The sequence below is a fragment of the Photobacterium sanguinicancri genome, from assembly GCF_002265265.1.
GTDB classification, from domain to species: domain Bacteria; phylum Pseudomonadota; class Gammaproteobacteria; order Enterobacterales; family Vibrionaceae; genus Photobacterium; species Photobacterium sanguinicancri.
This window is the reverse complement of sequence record NZ_NOIF01000291.1, coordinates 1-3,575: the sequence shown is the minus strand read 5'-3', so window position 1 is coordinate 3,575 and position 3,575 is coordinate 1. Positions and strand designations below refer to the sequence as shown.

Annotated in this window: 2 protein-coding genes; one reads left to right on the top strand and one right to left on the bottom strand. The window is 42.9% G+C overall.

The features are described from left to right. The first annotated feature begins 245 nt into the window (after window positions 1–245). Entirely contained in the window at window positions 246–860 is a 615-nt protein-coding gene (locus tag ASV53_RS23240) for a cob(I)yrinic acid a,c-diamide adenosyltransferase (RefSeq protein ID WP_094958883.1), read from the top strand. A gap of 154 nt (window positions 861–1,014) precedes the next feature. On the opposite strand, the gene ASV53_RS23235 is transcribed toward ASV53_RS23240, so the two are convergent. After that, the gene (locus tag ASV53_RS23235) at window positions 1,015–3,330 is read right to left on the bottom strand and encodes a cytochrome-c peroxidase (RefSeq protein ID WP_094958882.1); all 2,316 of its coding nucleotides are present in this window, start codon (window positions 3,328–3,330) and stop codon (window positions 1,015–1,017) included. Window positions 3,331–3,575: the final 245 nt, after the last annotated feature.

Genomic DNA, 3,575 nt, shown 5'->3' with positions numbered 1-3,575 from the left:
ACATTAACTTTATAAATGGATGATTTAACGATATGTAAGCTTAATGCCTTGTGTTAACAGTTTATGAATGGCTGATGGGGCATGAATAAATGGTTTTAGTTGGAGCATTAATAGGCACGTAATACTTAATGAGTATCTTGAAATTTATCTTTTATATTCAGGTGATTAGAGTAGGTAGTTAAAATCACTTGCTCCATTCAGACGCAAGTTGCTATATTGATTTAAAATAGAACCAAAGGCGAGTTATGCTTACAATTGAAGAAAAAAATAAGTTAGGGCAACAAACAGCACGGCATAAAGCGATAAAGATGAAAGTTCATGAAAAATCTGATCTTGCTGTTGATGATAAGCGTCGGGTGCTAGTACTCACAGGTAATGGTAAAGGAAAAACCAGTTCAGGTTTTGGTATGATCTTCAGAGCCTTGGGTCATAGCCAAGGCTGTGCGGTTGTTCAGTATTTGAAAGGTGACGCTGAAAGTGGTGAGCGTAACCTTTTGCAGCAATTGGGTGTACCTGTCGTCACTATGAATACAGGGTGCTCATTTAAAGAGGGTTATTGTGCTGAACGGGAACGTGTTCGAGCACGAGAAGTGTGGCTACAAACGTTAACATTTTTGAATGACCCAGATATAGATGTTCTGTTACTCGATGAAGTCACTTATATGGTGGCGCGTAAACACCTTGATGTCGATGAGATGATCGCCGCTTTTGAAGCGCGTCCTGCTAATCAGTCTGTTATTTTAACGGGTAGGGCTGCTCATCGTAAGTTGCGCGAATACGCAGATACAGTGTCGCGTGTCGATTGTGTCAAACATGGTTTGCAAATAGGGTTGAAAGCGCGAAAGGGCATCGAATTTTAATTACTGCAGTTCGCTTAGTGTCGTCTAAAAATCCCAGTGTTGATGAAAACAAGTAAGCCGCTGATGATATCTATCAGCGGCTCAATCGCTTTTAATGGCTCCTAATATCGCCTCATCGTTTAAGTTACGTCAAAGTGAGGTATGTGTATGCCAACTACCAGTGAGTTTTAACCTGAATAGTCGCAATGTTAGACACATTACCCGCTGTGTCTTTCACACGGTAAGTGATGGTCACATTTTTGTTCTGGTTCGCTTTATAGCTCACAGTACCATCAAGGTGATTGATCACTTTACCTGTCATTGATTTTGGCTTATCAATTATTTCGACGGAGCCAATATCTAGCGGTAGGTCTGATACGTCATTATCGAGTACGTTTATCGTGATAGCCTTATAAAAAGGGCCTTTCACACTGTCATCTATGGCTTTAGGGCCATTGGGCACAGGATCTGTGGTGCTGGCTGTGAGGAAAGGTTCTAACGCTGGTAAACCTTTAGCCGCTCGTCCATCTGCACCAACGGCAGGGATCTCAAGCCAGTCTGTTTCTGCTCGTCCTTCATGGTTAACAGAGACCGAGTGCTCATCACCAATATGGCCGTTGGGTACATACAGTTGAGGGTGATCAAATGGGGCTTGCTCCCAGCGAACACGTTCATCGGTTAAGGCTTTAAGGAAAGCAACAAGGTCGGATATTTGCTGCTCATTTAGTCCTAGTGGTCTGATATCGCGGTCGAGGTTAGAGTCAATATCACCAAACGCAGTCGTATTCGAACCATCAGGTAAATCACGGCTGTTACCGCCACGGTTATAGAACTCTACAACTTGCGTCAATGTAGACATACTGCCGTTGTGCATGTACGGGCCTGTTAATTCGACATTACGTAGTCCCGGCACTTTAAAGGCGCCATCAATTGCGTTTGTTTCATCTTTACCTGCTGGAACCCCGGCATCTACACCAAATCGATCGCTGTCGATATCGAACTCATCGGGTACATGATCGCCATCAAGCCCCTGTTGTAACTGACGAGTAAACGACAGTGGATAACCATGAGGATCGGTACGGCCAAGACCGAGATCTTCTTCGGTTGGACGAACGCCAATGTTGTAAAATCCCGTGTCGTACAGGGCTTTATTGTTGTCACTCATGATCATTCTGTCGACAAGCTCCCCACGGAAGTTATCAGGAATGATCTCTTGAGCGGCTGCGGTAAACACTAAGCCACCATGACATCGTACACAAAGGCCTTGGCCAAAGAAGACACCAGCACCTCGTGTTTCAGCAATAGACAGTGCCTGTGTATCGCCATCTAAAAAGCGGTCAAAGCGGCTATCATCAGAAATGAGCGTACTTTGATAAAGCTGAATAGCGAGTCCCCAGAATAAAGAGAAATTATTCTCAATCTGGCTAAAGCCATTTTTACCCGTCGGACTCATCCAATATTCGCGATTAAACGCTTCCATAATCAAAGTACGATAATTGGTGTTTAAGCCTTTTGCTGGATAGGCTGATAACCAACCCAGCTCACTGTCTTTAGGAGCGACTTGTTGTAGCGCTAGTGGGGTCGTGTTTAGTAACTTACGCCCAATATGTTGGAATGTTTTTCCGCCACAAGCCATCTCAAATTCGTCGACTGCTGGTCCGACGGCCTGAGACGCAAGGCTGGAGTTTTTGAGGTTAACGGTTTCGTGCTCTAAGCGACCATATTTTAAGTCGAAGCGAAGTACTTTTGCTTCAGTATTTCGTCGCCCAAATGGGTCTACACCGTTAAAGATGTTATTGGCACGTCCATCCCATAAATTACGGAAGTTAAAAACGGCATTAATAACAGTAGGTGTATTACGTGGCTCAACCCGACGGGTATTCATACCGTTTACATGGAATACATCTTCAACATTTTCACACTTTTCATCGTGACCAAAAAATCCGAGAGAAACAAACTCTGTCGGTGTTACCCCTTGTGATGATACGACATCATCGGTTTCGTATAAGATTTCAGAATTACGATTTTTTTCATCGGCCAACCTATAAAGAGGGAAGTCATCAGAGGTAAGTGTGTAGTTAGGGCCGCCGTCTTTGCCAGACCCCATATAAGGGAAACTTGGCATATTGTATTTACGTGCCATGCCATCGCGTTCGTGTAATACGCTTGGGCTTATTTGGTTTTTCACTCGATTATCCGCACCAGCACTGAAGTGGCATGAACCACAACTCTGTCCCTCACTACCAGCTTGCATATCCCAAAATAGTGCCTTACCTAATTTGATGGCTGCTTTTTTATCTTTGACATAACGCTCTATGCCAGGTACTTCAGGTGGCGCAACGCCTTTCAGTGAATTACTGGGGAGGGGCGGTGGCGTCGGTTGTGGATCGGGGTGATGAGATACTTCAGCGTAAGCCAATGGTGCTGTTAAAAGGCTTGAGGAAATTATTGCGCAGAGCAATCGTTTATTTAGATAGTTATTATTTTTCATAGCCATTCCCAAACTTATGTAGAAATTATTATTATGTTTAGCTGTTACCAGCTATTTAAGAATGACTGATTAATTGAGTTTCAGTTATTAATATTGATACCAACTGAATAAAAGGCATAGCATAAGTATTAAAAAGTTTAAGAATCGTATTAAAAATGAAAGAGGGTATTAGATTTAATAGCTGGTGTTGTATGAAAATGGGATAGGTGCTTGATATTCGTTAGCGGGTCTTAAAAATTATAATA